Here is a 24,956-nt window from a genome sequence, read left to right on the forward strand (position 1 = left end):
ACGCGATCAGCTGAACAGCCTTCGTGCGGCAGGCGAGCCGGCGGCCAGATCACGCTCCGCCAAAGCTTCGTAGAGTTTCTTCAGCTCAACGTCGATGGACGCGAAGGCATGCAGGCCCAGCACCTGGCCACGGTCGTCGCAAACCTCGGCCTCCAGATCGCGGGCCAGTGCGCGGGCCGACTCCTGCCAGAGCGCGAACGGCTCCTGATCGGCCGACGTCTGCGGCACGTCCAGCGCCAGCGTCAGCTCGCGCAGCGACAGGGCTTCGGGGTCTTCAGCCAGCGCAGCCTGGGCATCGAACTGCAGCGTCAGCACCGGCGGCGCGCCCTCTTCTGCCGACGGCATGACGAGGCGGCCCGGCAGCGCACCGGCGACGAAGCCGTGGCGACCCGCGGCCTGCTGCACAAAGCCTGGCGTCCAGGCCGCGGCCTTGGCACGCAGCAGCAGGGCAAGCTGGGCGTCATGGCTGGCCGCGAACTGATCCAGCTCGCGGGCGCGGGCGACGACGTCCAGCATGTCGGGGAACTGCACGAAGCCGCCAACGCCGTCGGCAAAGGCCTGGATCTTCTGCACGAACTCCGAGTACTCGATCTCGTTGAGGGCGCCGCTGCGGTTGGCCATCTTCAGCCCGGCCTGGAATTCGCTGTAGCGCTGGCCGGGCGCGGGCAGTTCCCAGTCGCCGGTTGCGGCATTCAGACCTTCGATTTGCAGCGGCTTGGTGCCGGCGCGGCGGCTGCCGGGCTGGTGCTGCAGGGCCATTTCGCCAGAGATGGGAGCCTCGACGGTGATGGTCGCGATGGCGTCAATCAGCGCGTCGATCCGCGCCGACGGCCGGCGCAGCGGGCGGGCCACAGCGGGCAGCGTCGCTTCCAGCGCCTCGGCCTCGGCAGTCGCCTCCGCCGTCACGGGCGGCGCGTCGAAATGCGGCTCCTCCAACGACGGCACGGCGCGCTTCGGCCCCGCCTTGCGGGCGGCCCAGGCGCCCTGGGCCACGACACCGATCAGCACCACGCCGCCCGTGATGGCCAGAAGTTCGGTCAACGAAACGTTCATGCCGCCTCCGCCATCGCCAGGGCTTTGTCCATGTCGACGGCCACGATGCGCGACACACCCTGCTCCTGCATGGTCACGCCAATCAGTTGTTCAGCCATTTCCATCGCAATCTTGTTGTGCGAGATGAAGAGGAATTGCGTGCCCGCACTCATCTTGGTGACGAGGCGCGCATAACGCTCGGTGTTGGCGTCGTCCAGCGGTGCGTCCACTTCGTCCAGCAGGCAGAAGGGCGCCGGGTTGAGCTGGAAGATCGCGAACACCAGCGCGATGGCCGTCAGCGCCTTTTCGCCGCCCGACAGCAGGTGGATGGTGCTGTTCTTCTTGCCCGGCGGCTGGGCCAGGACCTGCACGCCGGCGTCCAGGATCTCGTCGCCCGTCATCACGAGGCGCGCCTCGCCGCCACCGAACAGCTCGGGGAACATGCGGCCGAAGTGGTCGTTGACCTGGTTGAAGGTCGAGCCCAGCAGGTCGCGCGTCTCCAGGTCGATCTTGTGGATCGCGTCTTCCAGCGTCTTGATGGCCGAGTTCAGGTCGGCGCACTGCGAGTCGAGGAAGGTCTTGCGCTCGCGGGCCGTGGTCAGCTCGTCGAGTGCGGCGAGGTTGACGGCGCCCAGGGCCGCGATCTCGCGGTTGATGCGATCGATCTCGCCCTGCAGGCCGTAGAGCTTGACGACGCCGTCTTCGATGGACTTGGCCAGCACTTCCAGGTCGACGGCCGCCGCTTCGAGTTGCTCGCGGTACTGCGCACCGCCGAGCTGGGCGGCCTGCTCCTCGAGCTGCAGCTTGGTGATGGCCTCGCGCAGCGGGTCCAGGCTGCGCTCGAAACCCATGCGCTGCTCGTCGGCCTTGCGCAGGCGCAAGCTCAGATCGTCGTAGTTGGTGCGCACGGCGGCCAAGGCCTGCTCGCGTTCGACCTTGACGGCCAGCGCGTCCTGCAGCCCGGCTTGCGCCGCGGCGTCGTTCAGCGTGTCCAACTCGCCTTGCAGGCTGGCGGCCGAGGTTGCGACGGTGGCGATCTGCGCCTCTGCAGTTTCGATGCCACGCTGCAGCTCGCCGCGGCGGGCAGCCAGCGTCTGGGTTGCGAAGCGCGCTTCCTGAGAGCGGCGCTCCAGCGCGCGCAATTGCTCGCGCGCATCAGCCAGCTTGCGCTCGGCGGCGATGGTGCCGTCTTCGAGCTCCGCGTGGCGCTGCTGCGCGTCGCCGAGCTGGATGTCCAGTTCCTCGAAGCGGGCCTCGCCGACGGCGCGGCGCTCCTGCAGGCCTTCCTGCTGGGCGGCGATCTCGGCCAACTCGGCATCCAGCACGCTGCGGCGCTGCTGGCTGGCTTCGGCCTGTTGGGAGAGGCGCAGCAGCTCGACGTGGATCTGGTGGGCGCGGGTCTGCGCCTCACTGGCCTCGCGGCGCAGCGTCGTCAACCGTCCATTGGCGTCGTTGAACTGGTGCTCGATGCGGCTCAGCGACAGGCGAGCCTCGTCGGCGATCAGGTTCTGGGCGCGCTGGGCCGTCGTCAGCTGCTCGATCTCCTGGGCGCGTGCCAGCAGGCCGGCCTGCTCGGAGTCGGGCGCGTAGAAGGTGACCGAAAACTGGCCAACGGCGTGGCCGGCCGGCGTCAGGATCAGCTCGCCGTGCGTCAGCTTGCCGCGCGCGGCCAGCGCGTCATCGAGCGTCGGCGCGGTGTAGACGCCTTCCAGCCAGTCATTCAGCAGCGCGGACAGGCCCGCGTCGTTCAGGCGCAGCAACTCGCTGAGCTTGGGCAGCGTCTCGTGCGTGTTGGCGATGGAGCCGCTCGGCGTCGAATAAAAAGCCAGGCGAGCTGGCGGCGAGTCGGCCTCGAAGGCACGCACCGTGTCCAGCCGGCCGACGCTCAAGGCGCCCATGCGCTCGCGCAGCGCGGCTTCCAGCGCGTTCTCCCAACCCTGGGCGATGTGCAGCTTGGTCCACAGGCCTTGCAAGCCATCAAGGCCATGCTTGGCCAGCCAGGGCTTGAGCTTGCCCTCGGTCTGCACCTTCTCCTGCAGGGCCTTTAGCGCTTCGAGCCGAGCGGTCAGGTCGGACTGCCGGGCGAGCTGGGCGTTGGTGTCCTGCTGGGCGTTGCGGCGCTGCTCTTCGAGTTGCGGCACCTGCTCGGCCAGCTCCTGCAGGCGAGCGTCGGACAGATCGCGCGCCTCGTCGGCTGCAGCACTGCGTTCGCGCAGGGCTTCCAGGGCTTCGTGATCGGGAGCACCCAGTGCGCGCGACTCGGCCGTCAGCTTGTCCTCGCGCTGGCGCAGCGCCCTCGCCTGCTCGTCCACGCTGCGGCTCTCGGCCGCCAGCACCTGGATCTGCTGCTGCACCTGGGCGACCAGGGCACGCTGCTCGTTGGCTCGGGCCTGGGCGGCACGCACGGCGTCCTCGCTCTGCGGCAGCTGGGCCTGCTGCTCCTCGGCCTGGGCGGCCAGGATCTCGCTCTGTTCGTCGGCGCCGGCAATCTGCTCGGCAATGCCTTCCAGCTCGGCCTTGGCCTGTTCGACGCGCTCGCGCCACTGGCCGTCCTGCGTGTGCAACTCGGTCAGGCGGGCTTGCGCGCGGTTGCGGCTCTCGACGACAAAGCGGATGCGCTCTTCCAGCCGGCTCACTTCGAGCTGGGCCTCGGCGTAGCGGCCTTGTGACGCGTGCAACTCGTCGCCCGCCGCGTAGTGGGCCTGGCGAACTTCTTCCAGCGTGGCCTCGACGGCGCGCAGCTCGGCAGTGCGCGACTCCAGCGCATTCAGCGCCTCGGCGTGTGCCGCCTTGACGCGCGTCGCCTCGTTGCCGGCGTCGCGCAGCTTCAGGAACCACAGTTGATGCAGCTTCAGCGTGCCGCTGTCCTGCAGGCTGCGATAGCTCGCCGCGACCTCGGCCTGGCGTTCCAGCTTCTCCAGATTCGCGTTCAGCTCGCGCAGGATGTCGTCGACGCGGGTCAGGTTCTCGCGGGTGTCCTTGAGCCGGTTCTCGGTCTCGCGGCGGCGTTCCTTGTACTTGGACACGCCGGCCGCTTCTTCCAGGAACAGGCGCAGCTCTTCCGGCTTGCTCTCGATGATGCGCGAGATGGTGCCCTGGCCGATGATGGCGTAGGCGCGCGGCCCCAGGCCCGTGCCCAGGAAGACGTCCTGCACGTCGCGGCGGCGCACCGGCTGGTTGTTGATGAAGTAGCTGCTGGTGCCGTCACGCGTCAGCACGCGCTTGACGGCGATCTCGGTGAACTGGTTCCACGGGCCGCCGGCGCGGGCGGATTGGTTGTCGAACACCAGCTCCACGCTGGAGCGCCCCGCGGGCTTGCGGTTGCCCGAGCCGTTGAAGATGACGTCCTGCATGGACTCGCCACGCAACTCACTCGCCTTGCTCTCTCCGAGCACCCAGCGCACCGCGTCCATGATGTTGGACTTGCCGCAGCCATTGGGCCCGACGACGCCGACAAGTTGCCCGGGCAACTGGAAGGTCGTGGGTTCAGCAAAGGATTTGAAGCCGGCCAGCTTGATCGAGTTCAGCCGCATGAAGCTTGCGCGTAAGCCCTTGATTTGGCTAAAGAAAAGCGCCTTTCAGGGGCGCTTCAACGGGGTCGGATGATAGCATTCGCACCCTCTCTGATTGACCCTGCATCATGGCTACCAAGAAGTCCGCCTCCGCCCCCGCCGCCAAGAAGAAACCCAAGATGCGCGAGGTGCCCAAGAACCCGCCCACCAAGCCCAGCAAGGACATCCTGGTCTTTCCGAATCCGAACCCGGAACGCGACTACGTCATCCAGTTCCAGGTGCCCGAGTTCACCTGCCATTGCCCGCTGACCGGCCAGCCCGATTTCGCCCACTTCACGATCGACATGATTGCGGACGAACTCTGCGTGGAGCTCAAGAGCCTGAAGATGTACTTCTGGAGCTACCGCAACGAGGGCGCCTTCCACGAGAAGGTCACCAACACCATCCTCGACGACATCATCAAGGTCACCGACCCGCGTTTCATCCGCATCACGGCCAAGTGGTATGTGCGCGGCGGCATCTACACCAACGTGGTGGCCGAGCACCGCAAGCCCGGCTGGACGCCCGCGCAGCGCGTGGACCTGCCGGCCCATGGGTTTGAGTCGGGGATGCTGGGCTGATCAGCGTTTCATGATGGGGTTGCGCCGCCACGCGTCCTGGTTGTCATCGACGATGCGGCCGGCGTTCAAGGTGGACAGATAGCGCTTGAGCATGGCATCGAACTCCTGCAGCCGCCCCAGGCAGGCGCTTCGGCGTGACCAGCCCACATAGTTCAGCGCCTCAGCCGCATAGGGCTTGAGCGCAACGTACTTGCCCTCGTTGCCGCTGGTGATCAGATGGGACAGTGCCGGGTAATGTGGCGAAATGAAGTAGTCGATGCGGCCGGCGTCGAGCTTCAGGAAGTTCTCCTTGATGCCCGGCCCTGCCTCGACATTGAGATTGGCCTCGATGTACTCGTCCAGCCCGTCACCGAACCGCGTGCCATGCGTGACGCCGCCGCGCAACCCGCGCAGGTCTTCGCGTTTGGTGAACTTCAGGTTTTGCCCGGCTCGCACAAACACCGACGAAGGGTTGGTGAAGATGGGCGTGTCGGCGAAGGCCAGGTATTGCTCGCGCTCGGCATTGCGCTTGAGTTCGGTGACGATATCCACCTCGCCGACGCGCGCGTTCTGCAGCACGCGCACGAACGGCCCGACATAGCGCAGTTCATAGGGCAGCTTGATCGCTTGCAGCACGGCCAGCACCACATCGACGCTGGCGCCCCGCAGCGTCTGGCCGTCATACCAGGCATAGGGCGGGTACTCGGGATCGGCCGTCACGACGACCTTCTGGCAGGCTGCCTGGCCCAGGGCTGCGCCATTTGCGGCAAGCAGCGCGCAGACCAGCCAACAGCGTTTCGTCACATGCCTCCCCAGGCTGCAGATCACGGGCCGCGCCCTATCATGCCTGCATGAGTTTTCCCGTCAATCCGCGGCTCGACCGGCTGCACCCCTATCCTTTCGAGCGCCTGCGCGAGCTGACCGCCGGCATCACGCCCAATCCCGACCTCGCGCCCATCTCGCTGGGCATCGGCGAACCGCGCCATGCCGCACCGGCCCTGATCGCGGAGGCCATCAGCAACTCGATGAAGAGCCTGGCGGGCTACCCGGCCACTGCCGGCACGCCGGCCCTGCGCGAGGCCATCGTTGGCTGGATCGCGCGTCGCTACGGTTTGACGCTGGACCCGGCCACGCAGGTTCTGCCCGTCAATGGCTCCCGCGAGGCGCTGTTTGCCATCGCCCAGACCGTCGTCGACTCGAGCCGACCCGGCGCCACCGTCGTCTGCCCCAATCCCTTCTATCAAATCTACGAAGGGGCCGCGTTGCTGGCCGGTGCCGAGGTGGCCTACGCCAATTCCGATCCGACGCGCAACTTCGCCGTCGACTGGCGCCAGATCGATGACGCGACCTGGGCGCGCACCCAGCTGCTCTATGTCTGCTCGCCGGGCAACCCGAGCGGCGCGGTGATGCCGCTGTCGGAATGGCAGGCCCTGTTCGAATTGAGCGATCGCCACGGCTTCGTCATCGCGTCGGACGAGTGCTATTCGGAGATCTATTTCCGTGACGAGGCGCCCCTGGGAGGCCTTGAGGCCGCTGCCAGGCTGGGCCGCCCCGACTTCCGCAACCTGATCGCCTTCACGTCCCTGTCCAAGCGCTCCAACGTACCGGGCCTGCGCTCGGGTTTCGTGGCCGGCGACGCGGCCCTGCTGAAGAAGTTCCTGCTCTACCGCACCTATCACGGCAGCGCCATGAGCCCCATCGTGCAGGCGGCCAGCATCGCGGCCTGGGGCGACGAGGCCCATGTGGTCGAAAACCGGGCTCGCTACCGCTACAAGTTCGCCGAAGTCACGCCCCTGCTGGCTGACGTTCTGGACGTGGCCCTGCCCGATGCCGGCTTCTACCTCTGGGCGGCTGTTCCAGGCGGTAACGACGTGCGCTTCGCCCAGGAGCTGCTCGCTCAATACAATCTCGCCGTCCTGCCGGGCAGCCTGCTGGCGCGCGAAGCCAATGGCAGCAACCCTGGCGCCGGGCGTATCCGCCTGGCTCTCGTGGCCGACGAGGCCGAATGCCTCGAAGCCGCCCGCCGCATCGTCTCCTTCACGAAATCTCTCCCATGAACACCGCTGAACTGCAAAGCCTGATCGACCTCGCCTGGGACAACCGCGCGGCGCTGGACCCCACCAACGCGCCCGAGTTGCGCCAGGCCGTCGAGCACGTCATCGCCGAGCTGGATGCAGGCCGCCTGCGCGTGGCCACCCGCGAGAGCGTTGGCCAGTGGACGGTGCACCAGTGGGTCAAGAAGGCGGTCCTGCTGTCCTTCCGGCTGAACGACAACCGCATCATGGGCGACAAGGAGTTGACCTTCTTCGACAAGGTGCCCACCAAGTACGCGGGCTGGAGCGACGAGCAGCTGCGCGCCAGCGGCGTGCGCATCGTGCCGCCGGCCGTCGCGCGCCGCGGCAGTTTCCAGGCGAAGAACGTCGTGCTGATGCCCAGCTACGTGAACATCGGCGCCTACGTGGATGAAGGCGCCATGGTCGATACCTGGGCCACCGTCGGCTCCTGCGCGCAGATCGGCAAGAACGTGCACCTGAGCGGCGGCGTCGGCATCGGCGGCGTGCTGGAGCCGCTGCAGGCCAACCCGACCATCATCGAGGACAACTGCTTCATCGGCGCCCGCTCCGAGGTCGTCGAAGGCGTCATCGTCGAGGAGAACTCGGTGATCTCGATGGGCGTCTACATCGGCCAGAGCACGCCGATCTACGACCGCGCGACCGACACCGTCAGCTACGGCCGCATCCCGGCCGGCTCCGTCGTCATCTCGGGCAGCCTGCCCAAGGATGGCGGCCGCTACTCGCTGTACGCGGCCATCATCGTCAAGCGGGTCGACGCGCAAACGCGCTCCAAGACCAGCATCAACGAACTGCTGCGGGCCTGATCATGAGCAGCCCCGGCGCCGGCAACATGGAACGCATCCTGCGGCTGATGGCCGACAAGGGTGCTTCGGACTGCTATCTGTCAGCCAACATGCCGGTGCTGATCCGGATCAATGGCCAGACCGTGCAGCTGTCAGACCAGCTGCTGACGCCGCCCCAGCCGCGCCAGCTCATCGCCGAGGTCATCGACCCGGCATCGCTGGCCGAACTGGACAACACCGGCGAGCTGAACATGGCGGTGTCGGTGCGTGGCGTGGGGAGCTTCCGGTTGTCGGGCTTTCGCCAGCGCGGCTCGATCGCGGGCGTGTTCCGCCACATCCCGCACGACATCCCGACGCTGGAGAGCCTGCAGCTACCGGGCGTGCTGGGCACGATGATCAAGGAAAAGCGCGGCCTCATCCTGATGGTGGGCGCCACCGGCACCGGCAAGAGCACCACGCTGGCCTCCATGCTGGAGATGCGCAACCAGACGATGACCGGGCACATCCTCACCATCGAGGATCCGATCGAATACCTGTTCAGCAACAAGCGCTCGGTCGTCAACCAGCGCGAGATCGGCCGCGACACGGCGTCGCTGCAGATCGCGCTGAAGAACGCACTGCGTCAGGCGCCCGACTGCATCCTGATCGGTGAAATCCGCGACCGCGACACCATGACGGCGGCCATCAGCTATGCACTGTCCGGCCACCTGGTGCTGGCCACGCTGCACGGCAACAACACCTACCACGCGCTGAACCGCATCCTGTCCTTCTATACGCCCGAGTCCCGCCCGGCGTTGCTGAACGACCTGGCGGCAGGCCTCAAGGCCATCGTGTCGCAGCGCCTCGTGCGCGCCACGACGGGCGGGCGCGTGCCCGTCGTCGAGATCCTTTTCAACACCAAGCTGACGTCCGAGCTCATCGAGCAGGGCGATTTCGCCGGCGTGAAGGAGGCGATGGAAAAGTCCATCGCCGAGGGTTCGCAGACCTACGAAGAGCATTTCGCCAAGCTCATCACCGAAGGCACCATCACCCGAGAGGAAGGCCTGGCGTTCGCTGACTCGCCGACCAACCTGCTCTGGCGGCTGCAGAACGAAGCGCCGGGCCAACGCCTGGTCACGGCGCCGCGCAAAGAAGAAAAGGCCGGCGACGACGCCAGCTTTACAGAAATCACATTGGACGTCCGCGGCTCTTGAAACTGATCACCTGTATCGAAACCCAAGCCGCCCGCCTTGACCAGGCGGGCGTGTTTTTTGGCCATGGCACCTCGACCGCCTTTGACGAGGCCGCGTGGCTGGCGCTGTGGCGCCTGGGACTGCCGCTGGACGCACTGGACGAACACGCCGGGCGTGAGCTGAATGAGGCCGAACTGGCCAACATCACCGAACTCGTCGACCAACGCATTGCAACGCGCAAGCCCGCTGCCTATCTGACCGGCGAGGCCTGGCTGCAAGGCGTGCCCTTCACCATCGACGAGCGCGCCATCGTGCCGCGCAGCTTCATCGCCGAGCTGATTGCGGATGCCAGCATCGACCCCTGGTTGCACCCCGACAGCCGCCGCGTGCTGGACCTGTGCACCGGCAATGGCAGCCTGGCCGTGCTGGCCGCGATGGCCTGGCCGGAAGTGGAGGTCGACGCGCTGGACATCGACGTCGATGCGCTTGCCGTGGCGAAGCTGAACGTCGAGCGCCACAACCTCGCACTGCGTGTGCGCCTGCTGCAGGGTGACGGCCTTGCCGGCGCCGAAGGCACCTATGACCTCATCCTCTGCAACCCGCCCTACGTGAACAGCACCAGCATGGCCGCCCTGCCCGCCGAATACCGCGCCGAGCCCGAACTGGCGCTGGCCGGCGGCAGCGACGGCATGGATTTCATCCGCGAGCTGCTGCGCGCTGCGCCCGCGGCGTTGAACGACGACGGCGTGCTGGTACTCGAGATCGGCAACGAACGCGAGAATTTTGAGGCGGCCTTCCCGGCCCTGGAAGTCGTCTGGCTGGAAACCTCCGCGGGCGACGACCAGGTCCTCCTGGTCACGAAGGAGGCTCTCGCATGACAGCCCCCACGTTCGTTTCACTCACTGCCCCCCGAGGGGGCTTCGCCGCCTTTGGGGCGGCCCGGCAGGCGGCGACATGATCACACTTCGCGACATCACGCTGCGCCGCGGCGTCAAGGTGGTGCTGGACAACGCCTCCGCCACGCTGCAGCCCGGCGAAAAGATCGGCCTGGTCGGCCGCAACGGCGCGGGCAAATCCAGCCTGTTTGCGCTGCTGACGCACCGCCTGGGCAACGACAAGGGCGAGGTCGAGGTGCCCAAGCACTGGCGCCGTTCCGAGGTCGCCCAGAACATGCCCGAGACCGAGGACGGCGCGACCGACTACGTGCTCGAAGGCGACCTGCCGCTGGTTGCTGCCCGCGCCGCGCTCGAAGCCGCCGAGGCCGCCAACGACGGCCACGCCATGGCCGATGCGCATGCGCTGCTGGCCGACGTCGGCGCCTTCGACGCCCGTTCGCGCGCCCAGGCGCTGCTGATGGGCCTTGGCTTCAAGACCGAGCAGCTCGACGCTCCCGTCAACAGCTTCTCCGGCGGCTGGCGCATGCGCCTGCAGCTGGCCCGCGCGCTGATGTGCCCGGCCGAGCTGATGCTGCTGGACGAGCCGACCAACCACCTGGACCTGGACGCCCTGGTCTGGCTGGAAGCCTGGCTGCAGCGCTACGACGGCACGCTGATCATCATCAGCCATGACCGCGAATTCCTCGACGCCATCACCAAGGTCACCCTGCATCTGGACGAAGGCAAGCTCGTGCGCTACGGCGGCAACTACACCAGCTTCGAGACGCAGCGCGCCGAGCGCATGGTGCTGCAGCAGGCCGCCTTCTCCAAGCAGCAGGACCGCGTGGCCCACTTGCAGAAATTCATCGACCGCTTCAAGGCCAAGGCCAGCAAGGCCAAGCAGGCGCAGAGCCGCGTGAAGGCGCTGGAGCGCATGGAGCGGCTGGCGCCGGTGTTGGCATCCGCCGACTTCAATTTCGAGTTCCGCGAGCCGCTGAATCTGCCCAACCCGATGCTGATGTTCGACGAGATGTCGGCCGGCTATGGCACGACCACGATCGTGCGCGACATCGACCGCTCGGTGCTGGCCGGACAGCGCATCGGCATCCTCGGCGCCAACGGCCAGGGCAAGTCGACGCTGGTGAAGACCATCGCCGGTACCCAGCCAGCGCTGGCGGGCAGGCTAACGCAGGGCAAGGGCCTGTCCATCGGCTACTTCGCCCAGCAGGAACTGGACGTGCTGCGCCTGGACGAAGGCCCGCTGGAGCACATGGTGCGGCTGGCTCGCGAGGTCGGCCCAGCCGGCCGCGAGCAGGAACTGCGCGACTTCCTCGGCCAGTTCCGCTTCACTGGCGACATGGTCAACCAGGCCGTCGGCAGCCTGTCTGGCGGCGAGAAGGCGCGGCTGGTGCTGGCCATGCTGGTGTGGCAACGCCCCAACCTGCTGCTGCTGGACGAACCCACCAACCACCTGGACCTGAACACCCGCGAGGCGCTGTCGATGGCGCTCAACGAGTTCGAGGGCACCGTCATGCTGGTCAGCCACGACCGCGCGCTGCTGCGCGAGGTCTGCGACGAGTTCTGGCTGGTGGCCGACGGCGTCGTCAAGCCTTTCGACGGTGACCTGGACGATTACCAGAAATGGCTGCTCGACCAGAGCAAGGAAGCCGCCCGTGCGGCCAAGAAGCAGTCGGCGGCAGCGCCGGCGCCAGTGGTCAAGGCTTCAGCTGCGCCTGCGCCTGCCGCGCGCGAGGACCGCAAGGTTTCGGGTCAGGCGCGCGCCAAGCTGGCCGACCAGACGCGGCCGCTGCGCAAGGAGATGGAGCAGATCGACAAGCGCATGCATGCTCTCGCCACTGAGCGCGCCGGCATCGAAGCCCAGCTCGCCGAAGGCGCTGCCGCCTCGGCCATTGCCGAGATGGGCAAGCGCCTGAAGGCGATCAGCGACCAGCTCGAAGCCGACGAGGCGCGTTGGCTGGAGCTGGGTGAGCAGATCGAGGCGCTGAACGCCTAGATCGCGAGCACCGCTGCCAGGGCAATCGCGCCTGGCAGCGCCTGCACGAAAAGGATCTTCTTCGAGGCCGTGGCCGCGCCGAACACGCCGGCCACGACGACGCAACCCAGGAAGAACACCAGCCAGGGCTTGCCCGCGCCTGCGGCGCCCTGCATCAGGCCCCAGGCCAGGCCTGCGGCGAGAAAGCCGTTGTAGAGCCCCTGGTTGGCCGCCAGTGCCTTGGTCTGCTCGGCGAAGTCCGCCTTCAGCCCGAAGGCCTTGCGGCCCAGCGGCTTGGTCCAGAAGAACATTTCCAGCACCAGGAAATACAGGTGCAGCAGCGCCACCAGCGCCGACAGCACGATTGCGACCATCTGCATCGTTTCTCCTCGTCTTTTGTGATTGGGGGTGGCGCATCGTCTCAGATCGCCCTAGCGTCCGGTGTCGCATGAAAGACCATTTAACTTGTACGCAATTGAATTGCGAACTACATTAATGGCCATGGCACGCAGCAAGACCCCACCCCCCAACGCCGATCCCCGCGGCGAATGGCTGCAGCTGGACCGCCAGCTCTGCTTCGCGCTGTACAGCAGCTCGCTGGCCATGACCCGCATCTACAAGCCCCTGCTGGCGCCGCTGGGCCTGACCTATCCGCAATACCTCGTCATGCTGGTGTTGTGGGAGGTCGAAGGCCCCAGCGTCTCACAACTCGGCCAGCGCCTGTCGCTGGACTCGGGCACGCTGACGCCGCTGCTCAAGCGCCTGGAAGCCCTGGGCCACATCGAGCGCCGCCGCGCCAGCGACGATGAGCGCCGTGTCGACATCTTCCTGACGCCGCAGGGCCGCAAGCTGCGCGAGCAGGCACTGGACATCCCCGGCCACCTCGCCTGCGCCAGCGCCTGCGAACTGGACGAGGTCATCGCGCTGACGCAGCGGCTCACGCAATTGCGCCAGCAACTCAACCGGGCCGCCGACACGGCTGCCTGATTTCTTCCCCCACCACCCCAAAGGAGCCACCATGGCCATCGAAAAAGCCCTCTACACCGCCACCGCCACTGCCACCGGTGGCCGCGCCGGCACCGCCAAGTCGTCCGACGGCGCCATCGACGTGACGCTGTCCACGCCCAAGGAACTCGGCGGCGCCGGCGGCCCGGGCACCAACCCCGAGCAGCTGTTCGCGGCCGGCTATTCCGCCTGCTTCATTGGCGCCATGAAAGCCGTCGCCGGCAAGCAGAAGATCAGCCTGCCTGCCGAGGTCTCGATCACCAGCGACGTCGCCATCGGCCCGCACGCCAACAAGCCCGGGGCCTTCGGCATCCAGGTCGACATGAAGATCTCCGTGCCCGGCATGGACCGCGCCGCCCTGGAGGCTCTGGTCGCCACCGCCCACGAGGTCTGCCCCTACTCGAACGCCACGCGCGGCAACGTCGACGTCTCGCTGACTGTCGTCTAACCGTCGTCTAAATGGGCGTCACGCCGGCGTCACGCGCGCCGGTCAGCATCGCGGGTTTTCCAATCACACCCGGAGACCCGCGATGCGCCTCTTCCTGACCACCGCCATCGCCAGCGCCCTGCTGGCCCTCGCCGCTCCATCCCGCGCGGCCGAACCGGTGCTGATCGGCATGGGCAACCTCAGCGGCTCGCTGAGCGACCTTTCCGGCCTGAACTACTCCCTCGAAAGCGGCCTCGCGGCCAACCTGCTCGGCGGCATGGGCTCGGGCCTGGCCTGGGCCGGCGGCAACACCTTCCTGGCGCTGCCGGACCGCGGTCCGAACGCCAATGACTGGGGCGCGCCGCAGCTCGACAACACGACGTCCTTCATCGCCCGCTTCCAGACGGTGCAGCTCAGCCTCACCGCCAACGCGGCCGGCTCCGCCCTGCCCTACGCGCTGACGCCGACGCTGCAGGCCACCACGCTGCTGTCCAGTTCCACAGCGTTGAACTACGGCCCCAAGGCCGCGACACTGAGCGGCATCGTGGACAGCAGCACAGTCCTCGCCGGCAGCAAGAACTACTTCTCGGGCCGCTCCGACAACTTTGCCGCCGGCCTGTCGACCAACCCGGCCAACGCGCGCCTGGACCCCGAAGGCATCCGCGTCTCCAACGACGGCAAGAGCGTCTTCATCTCCGACGAGTACGGCCCCTACGTCTACCAGTTCGACCGCGCGACGGGCGAGCGCATCCGCACCTTCAGCCTGCCGAGCAGCTTCGCCGTTGGCAACGTCAGCTCTTCCGGCGCCGCCGAGATCTCTGGCAACACGGCAGGCCGCGTCGCCAACAAGGGCATGGAGGGCCTGGCCATCTCGCCCGACGGAAAGACGCTGTTCGGCTTCGTGCAGAGCCCGCTGGCCCAGGACGGCGGCGACGGCGGCCGCTACAACCGCATCGTCAAGATCGACGTCGCCACGGGAGCCACCAGCCAGTTCGCTTTCGACAACCAGATCAACGGCAAGGCCTACAACAGCAGCGAGTTGCTGGCACTGAACGACCACGAACTCATCGTGCTGGAGCGCGACGGCAAGGGCATGGGCGACGGCTCCAAGGCGGCGGTGAAACAGCTCGTCAAGATCGACCTGACCGGTGCCGCCGAGGTCAGTGGCATCGCTGACCTGCGCACCCAACCCGGCACGGCAATAGTCGGCACGCGATTCCTCGACATCAAGGCCGCTCTCAATGCCGCCGGCATTTCCGACGCGCTGATACCGGCCAAGCTCGAAGGCATTGCCTTCGGCGAGGACGTCGTCGTCAACGGCAAAACGATGCACACGCTGTATCTCGCCAACGACAACGACTTCCTGGCCACGGCAATTCCGAACGGCGGCAGCGCGCCGGCGGCCTACGGCAACCAGTTCTACGTCTTCGCTTTCGAGGGCAATCTGACCAACCAAGCCATCGCGGCCGTGCCGGAACCCAGCCAATATGCCCTGCTGCTGGCCGGCCTGAGCCTGGTCGGTTTCGTGGCCCGGCGCCGCAGCCGCTGAGGCTCAGTCGCCCAGCAGGCGCAGGATCAGTTCGATCCTGGCCTTGACCGGGCTCAGCGCGCCGGCGCTGGGCAGCAGCCCGGGCAAGTCCATGACCGGGCCGGCGTCGCAGCGCGTGCTGCGCCAGACCTTGACGCCACCGGCCCGGGCTTCGTGCAGCGCGGCAGCCAGCGTGGTGCTGAGCGTGCCGTTGCCCGTGCCAGCGGCGACCAGCCCGTCGATGCCTGCCGCGCAGAGCGCCCGCACGACAACGCCATCCGCACCGGCATGGTTCATGACGATCTCGACCCTCGGCCAGCGTGCGGCCGGCCGGGCGATGCGCGCCAGCCCCAGGCCATCGCCCACGGGCCAGCGGCCAAGCTGGCGCACGACGCCCTCCTCCACCCGCGCCACCAGCGCCCCGTCGACCGACTCGAAGGCGTCAACGCGATAGCTGTGTGTCTTGCGCACCTGGGTCGCATCGTGCACACGGCCTGCGAATGCGACGACGACGCCCGCCGCATCGGGCGTCGCTGCCACCTGCACCGCATCGAAAAGGTTTTGCGGCCCGTCGGGCGCCAGCGCCGTCGCCGGCCGCATCGCGGCCGTCAGAACGACGGGCTTGACAGGTGCCAGCACGCGCTGCAGGAAGTAGGCGGTCTCCTCGAGCGTGTCCGTGCCATGGGTGATGACGATGCCAGCGACTTCAGGCCGGTCGAGGTGCTGCTGTACGGCGACTGCGAGCCGCTGCCAGGTCGCGAAATCCATGTCCTTGCTGTCGAGCTGGGCAACCTGCTGCGCCTCGAGCTTCTGGCCCGACAGCGCGGGCACTGCCGCCAGCAAATCCTCAACGCTCAATTGCGCCGCCGTGTAGCCCACACCGTCGCTGGCGGTTTTGGCAGTGCCGGCAATCGTGCCGCCGGTGCCCAGAATGACGATCAGACGGTCAAAGGTTTGCAATTTCTTGGATTCCTGGATGAAAATACAGGTGCTGGACAAATTTCCAGCCCTGACGAAAAGGCCGCCCCGTGCAAGACCGACCCAAGCTTACCGCCCGACAGCAGCAGATCTTCGACCTGGTCCGCAACGCGATCGAAAGCACCGGCTCGCCACCCACCCGCGCCGAGATTGCCGCCGAGTTGGGTTTCAAATCCGCCAACGCGGCCGAGGAGCATCTGCAGGCCCTGGCTCGCAAGGGCATGCTGGAACTCGTCGGCGGCACCTCGCGCGGCATTCGCCTCAAGTCCGATGCGCTGAGCGCCGTCAACCGCGCCCGCCAATTCAACCTTCCGATTCCCCACTTCGCCCAGTTGACGCTGCCCCTGATCGGTCGAGTGGCTGCGGGCGCGCCCATCCTGGCGCAGGAGCATGTCGAGCAGACCTATACGGTCGAGCCCGGCCTGTTCGCTAGGAAGCCCGACTACCTGCTCAAGGTCAAGGGCATGAGCATGAAAGACATCGGCATCCTCGACGGCGACCTGCTGGCCGTGCAGTCGGCCAAGGAGGCGCGCAATGGCCAGATCGTCGTGGCTCGGGTCGGCGACGAGGTCACGGTCAAGCGCTTCAAGCGTGGGCCTGATGGCATCCAGTTGCTGCCCGAGAACGCCGATTTCGAGCCCATCCGCGTCGATGAGCACAGCGAGAGCTTCAGCATCGAGGGCCTGGCTGTTGGGCTGATTCGCGGACAGGGGTTCAATTGACCCCGGCGCACTCGAGATGAAAAAAGGCCCGTGTCACCGACACGGGCCTTCTCAATTGGATGGTGGAGCCGGGGGGAATTGAACCCCCGTCCGCAAGCCATCACCGGGCAGATCTACATGTTTAGCCGGCTGATTTGAATCTCACGGTCAACTCGCGCAGTGGCACGCTAGCTTTCCCGCCAGTCACTTGATCTCACGCCCCACCGAGTGACCCGGTGCGACGCCAGCCGATGTGAGTGACTTCTCAGCCTTGCCCCTTGCGGAACTCAGCCCGGCCCATCGGCCTGCCGTTGAGAAGCTCATCCGCAATTAAGCGGCGAGTGCGAACGTAGAGTCGTTTGCAGTTACTTTGTTTCCAGTGGTTTTACGAGCGGACTGGTGCTCGACATGCCCTACTCCGGATCCGCACCCACGTCGAAACCAAGTCGGCCCCAGAGACCTCGCATCTTAGGCCAGACCGAGCGCTTTCAAGAGCTCACCCGGCGCGGACAGCTCCAGGTCGGCGCCCCAATGACGAAATTCACCGCTATGGCCGAGATAGCCCCACGCTGCAGCGGCCGTTGCCATGCCGGCAGCGCGACCGGCCAGGATGTCGCGTTCGTCATCCCCGACGTAGAGACAGGACCGGGGTGGCATGCCCAGGCGGCGTGCGGCTTCCAGCAGCGGGGCGGGGTGCGGTTTGGTGTGCCCTGTCGTGTCGCCGCCCACGATGGCGCCGGCCGCCAGACCCAGCGCCTTGGCCAACGGCAAGGCGAAGCGCTCGGCCTTGTTGGTGACGATGCCCCATGCCAGGCCCGCATCCGCGAGCCCGAGAAGTTCCGCCTCGATGCCGACAAAGGCGCGCGTGCTGTCATACATCAGCGCTTCGTAACGATCCAGGAATTCACGCTTGAGTTCCTCATAGCCCGACTGACCAGGCGCCGCGCCGAAGGCTTGGCCCAGCATGCCGCGCGCGCCGGAGCCGCCATGCGGCCGATATTGCGGCAACGGCAGCGGGGTGAGACCACGATCGGCGCGCATCGCATTGGCCGCCGCCGCAAGGTCAGCAGCACTGTCGATCAGCGTGCCGTCCAGGTCGAACAGCACGGCCCGCAAATGCGACCAAGGCGCAGGGAGCTTCAAGCGGGACGGCGGCAAGCCAGCAGGTAGTTCACGTCGGTGTCGCTGCCGAGGCTGTAGCGCTGCGTGAGCGGGTTGTAGGTCAGGCCGCGGCTGCCTTGCAGCTCAAGCCCGGCGTCGCGACAGAACTGCGACAGCTCCGACGGCTTCAGGAAGCGCGCATATTCGTGCGTGCCCTTGGGCAGCATCTGCAGTACGTACTCCGCACCAACGATGGCGAGCAAGAACGACTTGGCGTTGCGATTGAGCGTCGATAGGAAGACCCAGCCGCCGGGCTTGACCAGCGTCGCCAGCGCCCGCACGACCGAGGCCGGGTCGGGCACATGCTCCAACATCTCCATGCAGGTAACCACGTCGAAGCTGGCCGGTTGTTCAGTGGCCAACACTTCGACAGCGATTTCGCGGTATTCCACGCCTTCGGTCCCCGCCTCCATGGCGTGCAGTTCTGCGACGCGCAGCGGCTTGGTCGACAGGTCGATGCCCAGCACCTGGGCGCCGGCACGTGCCATGGAATCGCTCAGAATGCCGCCGCCACAACCGACGTCCAGCACACGCTTGCCTGCCAAAGGGCAGAGCTGCTGAATCCATCCCAGGCGCAGCGGGTTGATCTCGTGCAGCGGTTTGAAGTCGCTCTCGGGGTCCCACCAGCGGTGGGCCAGTTCGCCGAATTTGGCGAGCTCTTGCGGATCGGCGTTGATCGTCATGACATCCAGAAAGTAGAAAAGCCCCGACGGCGGACCGTGCGGGGCTTTGCGCAAAGCGCCCGAGGGCGCTGAGCTTACTTGTTGCGCGTACCGACGACTTCGATCTCGGTGCGGCGGTTCTTGGCGCGGCCTTCGGTCGTCTTGTTGTCGGCGACGGGCTGCTTTTCGCCCTTGCCTTCGGTGTAGACGCGGTTCGGCTCGACACCCTTGCCAACCAGGTAGGCCTTGACGGCTTCCGAGCGGCGGATCGACAGCTTCTGGTTGTACTCATCGCTGCCCACCGAGTCGGTGTGGCCAACGGCGATGATGACTTCCAGGTTGATGCCCTTGGTCTTGCTGACCAGGTCGTCCAGCTTGGCGGTGGCTTCGGGCTTCAGCGTCGACTTGTCGAAGTCGAAGAAGGCATCAGCGGCGAAGGTAACCTTCTCGCTGACCGGAGCAGGCGGCGGGGGAACCGGCTTCGGAGGCTGGGGAGCCGGGGCCGGAGGCGGGGGAGCAACCGGTACCGGCGGCTCAACCTTGGGTGCCGGCTTGATTTCGCCGTCGCAGCCCTTGGCGGCCGTAGCGGGTGTCCAGAAATTGTCGCGCCAGCAATATTCGTTGGTGCCGTTCTTCCAGACGGTGCCGTCGGTTGCGCGCCAGTTGTCGATAGCTTGGGCCGATGCGCCAGACGCAGCAACGGCGACCGCGGCCACCGCAAACAGCGACGCCACACGATTCAGTTTCTTCATGATTCTCCTCTCAAGGAATGCCGCAGTTGCCCTGCGAGAGTCAGTACTCAACCTCTAACCTCAGGAGAGACTTTAGGGTTTCTCCTAGGGACCCGACGATTGTGCCATGGGGGCACCGAGACCAACGCATTGTGGCGGCCTACGTTCAAGGCCATGGTGACGATGTTGCGCTGCTGCTACAGGGGGGCGGGCCGCATAGAATTCGCGCCTTTCACCTACCTCTGAGGACGCCGCGGCCGTGTAGCGCGTGCGTCATCCTGCCGCATGACCCAGTTCGCCAAGGAAACCCTCCCGATCAGCCTCGAGGAGGAGATGCGCCGCTCCTATCTCGACTACGCGATGAGCGTGATCGTGGGACGCGCCCTGCCCGATGCGCGTGACGGCCTGAAGCCGGTGCACCGTCGCGTGCTGTACGCGATGAACGAGATGGGCAACACCTACAACGCCAAGTACCGCAAGAGTGCGCAGGCGGTGGGCGAGACCATGGGCAAATACCACCCGCACGGCGACTCGGCCATTTACGACACCATCGTCCGCATGGCGCAGCCATTCAGCCTGCGCCACATGCTGATCGATGGTCAAGGCAACTTCGGCTCGATCGACGGAGATAACGCCGCTGCAATGCGATACACCGAGATTCGTCTCGACAAAATCGCTCACGAAATGTTGGCTGACATCGACAAGGAAACCGTCGATTTCGGACCCAACTATGACGGCAGCCATAAGGAACCCCTGGTACTGCCGACCCGTTTGCCGAATCTTCTGGTGAATGGCGCTTCGGGTATTGCCGTGGGTATGGCCACGAATATCCCGCCGCACAACCTCAACGAGGTTGTCGACGCCTGCCTGTTCGCGCTGAAGAGCCCGGAATGCACCGTTGACGAGCTGATGGAGATCATCCCGGCGCCGGACTTCCCGACCGCCGGCATCATCTACGGCCTGGCTGGCGTGCGCGATGGCTACCGCACCGGCCGCGGCCGCGTCGTCATGCGCGCCAAGGTGCATTTCGAGGACATCGACAAGGGTTCGCGCCAGTCGATCATCGTTGACGAGATCCCCTACCAGGTCAACAAGAAGACCCTGCTTGAGCGCATTGCCGAACTGGTGCAGGAAAAGAAGATCGAGGGCATCAGCCACATCCAGGACGAGTCCGACAAGTCCGGGATGCGCGTGGTCATCGAGCTCAAGCGCGGTGAAGTGCCCGAGGTGGTGCTGAACAACCTGTACAAGCAGACGCAGCTGCAGGACAGCTTCGGCATGAACATGGTCGCCCTCGTCGATGGCCAGCCCAAGCTATGCAATCTGCGCGACATGGTCATCGTGTTCCTGGAGCACCGCCGCGAGGTGGTGACCCGCCGCACGATCTACGAACTGCGCAAGGCCCGCGAGCGCGGCCATGTGCTGGAAGGCCTGGCGGTAGCGCTGGCCAACATCGACGAGTTCATCGAGACCATCAAGACCTCGCCGACGCCGCCCGTCGCCAAGGCTGCCCTGATGGCCAAGAGTTGGGATTCGTCGCTGGTGCGCGAGATGCTGTCGCGCACCGAGACGCTGTCGGCCGGTGGCCCCTCCGCCTACCGTCCCGAAGGCCTGGAGCCCGAGTACGGCATGCAGGCCGACGGCCTGTACCGCCTGTCGGAATCGCAGGCTGGCGAAATCCTGCAGATGCGCCTGCAACGCCTGACTGGCCTGGAGCAGGACAAAATCGTCGGCGAGTACAAGGAAGTGATGGCGGAGATCGCCGATCTGCTCAACATCCTTGCCACGCCTGCCCGGGTGACAACCATCATCAGCGACGAGCTGGTGCAGCTGAAGAACGAGTTCGGCCAGACCAAGCTGGGCGCTCGCCGCAGCGTCATCGAGCACAACGCCCAGGAACTCGGCACCGAAGACCTCATCACGCCGACCGACATGGTCGTGACGCTCTCGCACACCGGCTACATCAAGAGCCAGGCATTGAGCGAATACCGCGCTCAAAAGCGCGGCGGCCGCGGCAAGCAGGCCACGCAGACGAAGGACGACGACTGGGTCGACCAGCTCTTCATCGCCAACACCCACGACTGGCTGCTGTGCTTCTCCAACCGCGGCCGCGTCTACTGGCTCAAGGTCTGGGAAGTACCGCAGGGCTCGCGCAACTCGCGCGGCAAGCCCATCGTCAACATGTTCCCGCTGCAGGCCGACGAGAAGATCACCGTCGTGCTGGCGCTGACCGGCGAGTTCCGCAGCTTCCCTGAAGATCACTTCATCTTCATGGCCACGGCCATGGGCACGGTCAAGAAGACCTCTCTGAAGGACTTCAGCAATCCCCGCAAGGCCGGCATCATCTCCGTCGACCTGGACGAGGGCGACCACCTGATCGGCGCCGCACTGACCGACGGCCACCACGATGTGATGCTGTTCAGCGACGGCGGCAAGGCCGTGCGCTTCGACGAGGACGACGTGCGCCCGATGGGCCGCACCGCCCGCGGCGTGCGCGGCATGATGCTCGAGCCCGACCAGCGCCTCATCGCCATGCTGGTGGCCGAAGACGAAACCCAGAGCGTGCTGACCGCCACCGAGAACGGCTACGGCAAGCGCACGTCCATCGTTGAGTACACGCGCCACGGCCGCGGTACCAAGGGCATGATTGCCATCCAGCAGAGCGAGCGCAATGGCCGCGTCGTCGCCGCGACGCTGGTGCGCCCCGAGGACGAGATCATGCTGATCACCGACAAGGGCGTGCTGGTGCGCACCCGCGTCAGCGAAATCCGCGAACTCGGCCGCGCCACGCAAGGCGTCACACTGATCGCGCTGGACGACGGCAGCAAGCTGTCCGGCCTGCAGCGCATCGTCGAGAACGACGCCAACGAGACCGATGCCCCTGCCGAAGATGGCGAGGCCGGCCTTACCGATGACTCCTCCGAAGCCCCCAAGGACTGATCACATGACCTCTCGCAACCTGGGCCTGGCCCTCGCCCTGGCCCTGGCCACTGGCACCGCCCTGGCCGATCCGTCGCCGGCCAAGAAGGCTCTGATCGACAAGATCGTGGCGCTGCAGCAGCAGGGCATGGCCGACAGCATGGCGGCCAGCATCGTGCAGCAACCCCTGCCGCAGCTGACGCAAGGCGGCCGCGCCGCGCTGCAGCAAGTGCCGCCCGAGAAGCGCGACGCGACGGCCAAGGCCATGGACGCCGAGCTGAAGAAGTTCATCGAGGAAAACGTGCCCTACCTGAAGGACAAGATCGCCAAGGCGATTGGGCCCACGGCTTCGGCCCTGCTGGACGAACGCTTCAACGAGGACGAACTGAAGCAGGTCGTCGCCTGGGCAGAATCGCCGGTCAGCCAGAAATTCGGCCTTGCCAGCGTCGAACTGCAGAAGGCCGTCGCGCAAAAGGTGATGGCCGAGGCCGGCCCCACGCTGGAAGGCCGTCTCAAGGCCTTGCAGACCACGTTGGCCAAGCAATTGGGCCTGCAGCCTCCGCCGGCCGCCGCGCCCAAGCCCGCAGCCTCCGCGCCCAAGAAGTAGCCTCCCGGATCTCGATGACCACAGCCCGCCCGTTCAATTTCGCCCCCGGCCCCGCCACACTGCCTGAACCGGTGCTGCAACAGGTGGCGGCCGAGATGCTGGACTGGCACGGCAGTGGCATGAGCGTCATGGAGATGAGCCACCGCGGCAAGGAGTTCATCTCCATCGCGGAAGCGGCTGAGCGGGATCTGCGCGAGCTGCTCGCCGTGCCGGCCAACTTCCGCATCCTCTTCATGCAGGGTGGCGGCTTGGGTGAAAACGCCATCGTGCCGCTGAACCTGAGCCGTGGCGGCAAGGTCGATGTCGTCGTGACGGGCTCCTGGTCGCGCAAGAGCGCCGCCGAGGCGCGCCGCTATGCCGACGTGCAGATCGCCGCCGACATCGGCAGCGGGCATGCCATCCCCGGCGACTGGCAACTTCGCAGCGACGCGAGCTATGTCCACGTCTGCACCAACGAGACCATCGACGGCGTCGAATTCCATGACCTGCCCCGTATCGGCAACGGCGTGCCGCTGGTCATCGACTGCTCCTCCCACCTGTTGTCGCGCCCCATCGACTGGAGCCGCATCGGCCTGGCCTTCGGCGGCGCGCAGAAGAACATCGGCCCGGCCGGCATGACCCTGGTCTTCGTGCGCGAAGACCTTCTGGGCCGCGCACTGGAGATCTGTCCTTCGGCCTTCAACTACGAAACCGTAGCGGCAGCCCAGTCCATGTTCAACACGCCGCCAACCTTCGCGATCTATGTGGCGGGTCTGGTGTTCCAGTGGGTGAAAGGCTTTGAGTACGCCGGCAAGCGCGACCTGGCCGCCATTGAGCAGCGCAACATCGACAAGGCGGGCCTGCTCTACGCGACGCTGGATGCCTCCGGCTTCTACGAAAACCGCGTCGACGCCAGCTGCCGTTCGCGCATGAACGTGCCCTTCTTCCTGAAGGATGAGAAGCTCAACGAGAGCTTCCTGACCGCGGCCAAGGCCGCTGGCCTGCTGCAGCTCAAGGGTCACAAGTCGGTAGGCGGCATGCGCGCGTCCATCTACAACGCGATGCCGCTGGAAGGCGTGCAGGCGCTGGTGTCATTCCTGAAGGACTTCGAGGCCCGCCATGGCTGAACCTGTCGCCTCCCAGGCACTGCTCGCGCTGCGCGACCAGATCGACGGCCTGGACCGCCAGCTGCTGGACCTGCTGAACCAGCGCGCCCGCGTCGCCGAGCAAGTCGGCGAGATCAAGCGCGCCGAGGGCACACCCTTTTTTCGCCCGGACCGCGTCGCCCAGGTCATCGACAAGATCCGTGCTGCCAACCCGGGGCCGTTGAAGTCCGAGCACGTCGCGGCCATCTGGCGCGAGATCATGTCCGCCTGCCTGGCGCTGGAGTCGCCGCAGCGCGTCGCCGTGCTCGGCCCCATCGGCACCTTCTGCGAGCAGGCCGCTCTCGAATACTTCGGCAGCGCCGCCGACATGACCTACTGCGCCACTTTCGACGAGGTCTTCCACGCGACGGCCAGCGGCAGCGCGCAGTTCGGCGTCGTCGGCGTCGAGAACATGACCGAGGGCGTCGTCACGCGCTCGCTGGACCTGTTCCTGCACACGCCCTGCCATGTGGTCGGCGAGGTCAGCCTGCTGATCCGCCACAACCTGATGCGCAAGGAGCCTTCGATGCACGGCATCGAAGCGGTGCTCGCGCACCCGCAAGCCCTGGCCCAATGCCAGAACTGGCTGAACAAGCACCTGCCCGACGTCGAGCGCCGCGCCGTGTCCAGCAATGCCGAGGGCTCGCGCCTGGCCGCCACCAACCCGGCCTGGGCCGCCCTGGGCAGCGAACGTGCCTCGCAGGTTTTCGGCCTGCACATCACGGCCCACGCCATCCAGGACGAGGCATACAACCGCACGCGCTTCGCCGTCATCTGCCTGCCGCAGACGATGGCCACACCGCCGGCCACCGGGCGCGACTGCACCAGCCTGGTCGTTTCCGTGCCCAACCGGCCCGGCGCCATGCACGATCTGCTGGTGCCGCTGAAGAAGCACGGCGTGTCCATGACCCGCCTGGAGTCCCGCCCGGCCCGTACCGGCCAGTGGGATTACTACTTCTACATCGACCTCGACGGCCATCCGACGCAGCGCCACGTCGCCGACGCGCTGGCTGAGTTGCGCGAGCTCTGCGCCTTCTTCAAGATGCTGGGCGCCTACCCGGTGAAAAACTAAC

Annotated in this window: 22 protein-coding genes and 1 other RNA gene; 14 read left to right on the forward strand and 9 right to left on the reverse strand. The window is 66.5% G+C overall.

The genetic code is table 11. The features are described 5' to 3' along the window. Positions 1-6: 6 nt before the first annotated feature. Both AC1DW0_RS10575 and smc read right to left on the reverse strand, forming a co-directional pair. The gene (locus AC1DW0_RS10575) at positions 7-1,053 is read right to left on the reverse strand and encodes a cell division protein FtsZ (RefSeq protein ID WP_457352760.1); all 1,047 of its coding nucleotides are present in this window, start codon (positions 1,051-1,053) and stop codon (positions 7-9) included. Next, a complete protein-coding gene (smc, locus tag AC1DW0_RS10580; RefSeq protein WP_056202165.1) occupies positions 1,050-4,565 on the reverse strand; it encodes a chromosome segregation protein SMC in 3,516 nt (1,171 codons plus the stop codon). Before smc ends, AC1DW0_RS10575 begins: the two co-directional genes overlap by 4 nt. 158 nt (positions 4,566-4,723) lie before the next feature. Between smc and queF the strand changes: the two genes are divergently transcribed. Further along, positions 4,724-5,164 carry a preQ(1) synthase gene (queF, locus tag AC1DW0_RS10585; protein ID WP_056202531.1) on the forward strand — a complete coding sequence of 147 codons (441 nt, stop codon included), beginning with the start codon at positions 4,724-4,726 and terminating at the stop codon, positions 5,162-5,164. Here the strand turns inward: queF and AC1DW0_RS10590 are convergent, their stop codons facing one another. After that, the gene (locus tag AC1DW0_RS10590) at positions 5,165-5,947 is read right to left on the reverse strand and encodes a substrate-binding periplasmic protein (protein ID WP_477945768.1); all 783 of its coding nucleotides are present in this window, start codon (positions 5,945-5,947) and stop codon (positions 5,165-5,167) included. It lies immediately after the preceding gene. A 47-nt stretch (positions 5,948-5,994) separates the two neighbouring features. Between AC1DW0_RS10590 and dapC the strand changes: the two genes are divergently transcribed. The 5 genes from dapC (at position 5,995) to AC1DW0_RS10615 (ending at position 12,061) form a co-directional block, all read left to right on the forward strand. Then, the gene (gene dapC, locus AC1DW0_RS10595; RefSeq protein WP_477945770.1) at positions 5,995-7,200 is read left to right on the forward strand and encodes a succinyldiaminopimelate transaminase; all 1,206 of its coding nucleotides are present in this window, start codon (positions 5,995-5,997) and stop codon (positions 7,198-7,200) included. After that, entirely contained in the window at positions 7,197-8,021 is an 825-nt protein-coding gene (gene dapD, locus AC1DW0_RS10600; protein WP_457394597.1) for a 2,3,4,5-tetrahydropyridine-2,6-dicarboxylate N-succinyltransferase, read from the forward strand. The genes dapC and dapD overlap by 4 nt, the downstream gene beginning before the upstream one ends. A 2-nt stretch (positions 8,022-8,023) precedes the next feature. Further along, on the forward strand, positions 8,024-9,193 hold the full coding sequence (locus tag AC1DW0_RS10605) for a PilT/PilU family type 4a pilus ATPase (protein WP_235532062.1): 1,170 nt from the start codon (positions 8,024-8,026) through the stop codon (positions 9,191-9,193). Continuing rightward, positions 9,190-10,050 carry a 50S ribosomal protein L3 N(5)-glutamine methyltransferase gene (gene prmB / locus AC1DW0_RS10610; RefSeq protein ID WP_477945773.1) on the forward strand — a complete coding sequence of 287 codons (861 nt, stop codon included), beginning with the start codon at positions 9,190-9,192 and terminating at the stop codon, positions 10,048-10,050. The genes AC1DW0_RS10605 and prmB overlap by 4 nt, the downstream gene beginning before the upstream one ends. Positions 10,051-10,126: 76 nt before the next feature. After that, complete coding sequence (locus AC1DW0_RS10615) at positions 10,127-12,061, forward strand: ATP-binding cassette domain-containing protein (protein WP_056202151.1); 1,935 nt, start codon at positions 10,127-10,129, stop codon at positions 12,059-12,061. Here the strand turns inward: AC1DW0_RS10615 and AC1DW0_RS10620 are convergent. Next, positions 12,058-12,420, reverse strand: coding sequence for a DUF1304 domain-containing protein (locus AC1DW0_RS10620; RefSeq protein ID WP_056202148.1), 363 nt, complete (start codon positions 12,418-12,420; stop codon positions 12,058-12,060). The genes AC1DW0_RS10615 and AC1DW0_RS10620 overlap by 4 nt on opposite strands. Before the next feature lie 121 nt (positions 12,421-12,541). Here AC1DW0_RS10620 and AC1DW0_RS10625 point away from each other — a divergent pair, with 121 nt between their 5' ends. The 3 genes from AC1DW0_RS10625 (at position 12,542) to AC1DW0_RS10635 (ending at position 15,021) form a co-directional block, all read left to right on the forward strand. Beyond that, the gene (locus tag AC1DW0_RS10625; RefSeq protein WP_457352767.1) at positions 12,542-13,027 is read left to right on the forward strand and encodes a MarR family winged helix-turn-helix transcriptional regulator; all 486 of its coding nucleotides are present in this window, start codon (positions 12,542-12,544) and stop codon (positions 13,025-13,027) included. Positions 13,028-13,058: 31 nt separating this feature from the next. Then, the gene (locus AC1DW0_RS10630) at positions 13,059-13,493 is read left to right on the forward strand and encodes an organic hydroperoxide resistance protein (protein ID WP_056202145.1); all 435 of its coding nucleotides are present in this window, start codon (positions 13,059-13,061) and stop codon (positions 13,491-13,493) included. A gap of 82 nt (positions 13,494-13,575) precedes the next feature. Next, the gene (locus tag AC1DW0_RS10635) at positions 13,576-15,021 is read left to right on the forward strand and encodes an esterase-like activity of phytase family protein (RefSeq protein WP_457442401.1); all 1,446 of its coding nucleotides are present in this window, start codon (positions 13,576-13,578) and stop codon (positions 15,019-15,021) included. A gap of 3 nt (positions 15,022-15,024) precedes the next feature. On the opposite strand, the gene AC1DW0_RS10640 is transcribed toward AC1DW0_RS10635, so the two are convergent. Further along, positions 15,025-15,960 (reverse strand): asparaginase, encoded by a 936-nt coding sequence (locus tag AC1DW0_RS10640; protein ID WP_477945776.1) that lies wholly within the window; start codon positions 15,958-15,960, stop codon positions 15,025-15,027. Between the two features lie 68 nt (positions 15,961-16,028). Between AC1DW0_RS10640 and lexA the strand changes: the two genes are divergently transcribed. Then, complete coding sequence (gene lexA, locus AC1DW0_RS10645; protein WP_056202140.1) at positions 16,029-16,700, forward strand: transcriptional repressor LexA; 672 nt, start codon at positions 16,029-16,031, stop codon at positions 16,698-16,700. Between the two features lie 60 nt (positions 16,701-16,760). Here the strand turns inward: lexA and ssrA are convergent. The 4 genes from ssrA to ompA all read right to left on the reverse strand — a co-directional run bounded on the left by ssrA (position 16,761) and on the right by ompA (position 19,254). Next, positions 16,761-17,133, reverse strand: a transfer-messenger RNA (tmRNA) gene (gene ssrA / locus AC1DW0_RS10650). Between the two features lie 14 nt (positions 17,134-17,147). Continuing rightward, entirely contained in the window at positions 17,148-17,786 is a 639-nt protein-coding gene (locus AC1DW0_RS10655; RefSeq protein WP_477945778.1) for an HAD-IA family hydrolase, read from the reverse strand. Between the two features lie 32 nt (positions 17,787-17,818). After that, positions 17,819-18,523, reverse strand: a complete 705-nt coding sequence (gene ubiG / locus AC1DW0_RS10660; RefSeq protein WP_056202136.1) for a bifunctional 2-polyprenyl-6-hydroxyphenol methylase/3-demethylubiquinol 3-O-methyltransferase UbiG — start codon at positions 18,521-18,523, stop codon at positions 17,819-17,821. A 74-nt stretch (positions 18,524-18,597) separates the two neighbouring features. Further along, a complete protein-coding gene (gene ompA, locus AC1DW0_RS10665) occupies positions 18,598-19,254 on the reverse strand; it encodes an outer membrane protein OmpA (protein WP_056202133.1) in 657 nt (218 codons plus the stop codon). Positions 19,255-19,518: 264 nt separating this feature from the next. Between ompA and gyrA the strand changes: the two genes are divergently transcribed. From gyrA to pheA, 4 genes are read left to right on the forward strand one after another with little or no spacing between them, the layout of a single operon-like run. Beyond that, positions 19,519-22,173 carry a DNA gyrase subunit A gene (gyrA, locus tag AC1DW0_RS10670; protein WP_056202130.1) on the forward strand — a complete coding sequence of 885 codons (2,655 nt, stop codon included), beginning with the start codon at positions 19,519-19,521 and terminating at the stop codon, positions 22,171-22,173. A gap of 4 nt (positions 22,174-22,177) precedes the next feature. Beyond that, entirely contained in the window at positions 22,178-22,759 is a 582-nt protein-coding gene (locus AC1DW0_RS10675) for a DUF2059 domain-containing protein (RefSeq protein ID WP_056202128.1), read from the forward strand. Positions 22,760-22,773: 14 nt separating this feature from the next. Further along, positions 22,774-23,865: a 3-phosphoserine/phosphohydroxythreonine transaminase gene (gene serC, locus AC1DW0_RS10680; RefSeq protein ID WP_477945782.1), complete on the forward strand. Its 1,092-nt coding sequence runs from the start codon at positions 22,774-22,776 to the stop codon at positions 23,863-23,865. Then, a complete protein-coding gene (pheA, locus tag AC1DW0_RS10685; RefSeq protein WP_056202122.1) occupies positions 23,858-24,955 on the forward strand; it encodes a prephenate dehydratase in 1,098 nt (365 codons plus the stop codon). Before serC ends, pheA begins: the two co-directional genes overlap by 8 nt. The last annotated feature ends 1 nt before the right edge of the window (position 24,956 follow it).

Source organism: Roseateles sp. P4_D2 (assembly GCF_056401875.1).